General features: G+C 40.6%; 2 protein-coding genes. Both read right to left on the bottom strand.

Translation table 11 applies throughout. The features are described 5' to 3' along the window. Positions 1-101 precede the first annotated feature (101 nt). On the bottom strand, positions 102-572 hold the full coding sequence (locus DXA15_RS24860) for a FimB/Mfa2 family fimbrial subunit (RefSeq protein ID WP_233567634.1): 471 nt from the start codon (positions 570-572) through the stop codon (positions 102-104). Positions 573-608: 36 nt separating this feature from the next. Next, positions 609-1,820, bottom strand: coding sequence for a hypothetical protein (locus tag DXA15_RS24855; protein ID WP_128135825.1), 1,212 nt, complete (start codon positions 1,818-1,820; stop codon positions 609-611). Between the last annotated feature and the right edge of the window lie 229 nt (positions 1,821-2,049).

Below are 2,049 nucleotides of genomic sequence, written 5' to 3'. Positions count from 1 at the left end.
TGTTTAATAAGACTAATTTCAATGATGTCAAAGAACAATTTAATCCCCTTATTCCGGGATTATTTGATTAATTAATAACTCGTCCCGATTTTAACGGGACACTAGTGATGTGAACTACTGAAATAAACAGTATCTGTGTTTGAGGCATCCTGAAAAATCTCAATATCCCTGCTTCCAATGTACAGGCTATCATTAGTGGTAATTATTTCTTTTGTAAAATAGTGAGGGGCAGCAACCAAAGCTGTGTTTAATGCCGCAGCCTGATTGATCTGGGTATCGTTCTTGGTGTTACCCCAACCAACGACCCAGTATTTGCCGGCCGGGAGGTTGAGGGGGGTTCCCTGATTATTTCTTAAATCACCCTGATTTAGTCCAATCGTTTCTACAAGTGCTCCGTTTTCGCTATATACATACATATCCACTTTTTCTATTTTTTCAGGGAAAATATCCTTTGTCCCGTCTCCGAAGTATCTGAAGATTAGATTTGTGTCGCAACTATCCAGGTCTTCTTTGATACAACCGGTCGTCAGGGCAACCAATAGCATAATGCTGAAATATTTAATTCGTTTCATATGTTCTGTATGTTGAAATAATGATGAAATCGGATATTATTGATCCAAATCGAATCCCGGAGTGATGTATTCAACAGCCCAAGGCTCGATTGTAACCTTTACCAATACGTTAAACTGTATATTCTGCAGGTCGTTGTCCAGCATCGGGATCAACTCGACTTCCATATTATAGATCGTACCGGCTTTAAAATCGGCGGCTGTCATTTCGGTATTCGTATCTTTGAAATACTTTACGATATTGGCGAAACGGACCGTGTTAATCAATGTCGGGTTGAATACGTTTACATCAGTCGATGACAGGCCTGCGATATTAAGATCAGCCAGGTCGAGATGTATTTTAGGCAGCTGGTCGCCCGGGAAAATATTGAATGCATAACTTTTGTTGGCCGGCAGTGTAAGAGGCAGATCTTCATAGCTGCCACCTGTGTATTTGCTATAGCTGGCATATGCAGCTGCATCTATGGACGAATTATTAAAGAGCCACTGGCCTTCCTTAATATTATTTACTGAAGTTGCATTATTATACAATTCTGTAGCACTTGCCGGGTCCTGATAAACCGTATAGAAGTTGTTCAGGTAGATGCCTTTCAACTTCGGATTAAAACCTGTCCAGCTTACTGTCGCTTTGTGCGAACTGCCACTGATCACGCGGGTGAATTCAAAGGATCCGCTGTCTTTGACTTTGATATTTGTAATTTGCAGACGGGCCACTACCGGCTTAATGGATACATTGGCTGTATAGGTCTGTCCGGTAGTCGGATCCGGGTCGACCGGTTCGCTTACGATTGGTGTAAGGTCGTCGTCAAAACCGAAGTACAAGACTTCAGAACCTTGCTGTTGAGCGAGTGTCGTATTGATCTTGTTATCTGTAACGGCACTGCCCGGATTACCGTAAACATATACTTTAGATACACTTTGCGGCACGTTGACAAACTTGAATCCTTTATTCGGGCTAACCAGTTTATCCCAGTTTGAATCCGTAATTGCATCTTTTGTGATGGTCTCCGATTTAACTACTGCGCCACTACCGTCTGTCAGATTGATAAGTATGCTGTTGACATTCATTGTATCGGCAGCCAGGAAATTTCCGGCTTCTGTCGATTTGGTTTTTACTCCTGATAATCCGGCTAACGATACGGAAATAGATTTTGTACCTTTACTGTCGGGAACGGGTGATTCGTCATCTTCGCTACAAGCAAATAAAGTGGAAGCTGCGAATAATGCTATAAATAAATTTTTGATTTTCATAACTCTTTGAAATTAATGATTAATACTCTGTGGAAGTCTTTCCTTCCTGTCTGTCATTAGTGCTCTCTTTTGCTCCGGCTAAGCATAAGTATGGCCGTACATATAAAAATATACCTTAGTTTTGGCAGATAGAATTTCGATAAGATAAAAAAGATAGATTTGTAATATGTCAAACCATTGAAAGAAAGGAAGACAAAGAGTGAACCAGTAAAAAAATGGAATAAGATTC

The sequence above is a fragment of the Parabacteroides sp. AM58-2XD genome, assembly GCF_003463685.1.
Lineage (GTDB): Bacteria > Bacteroidota > Bacteroidia > Bacteroidales > Tannerellaceae > Parabacteroides > Parabacteroides segnis.
The sequence above is the reverse complement of the archived record's forward strand: the minus strand, read 5'-3'. Positions and strand labels throughout refer to the sequence as shown.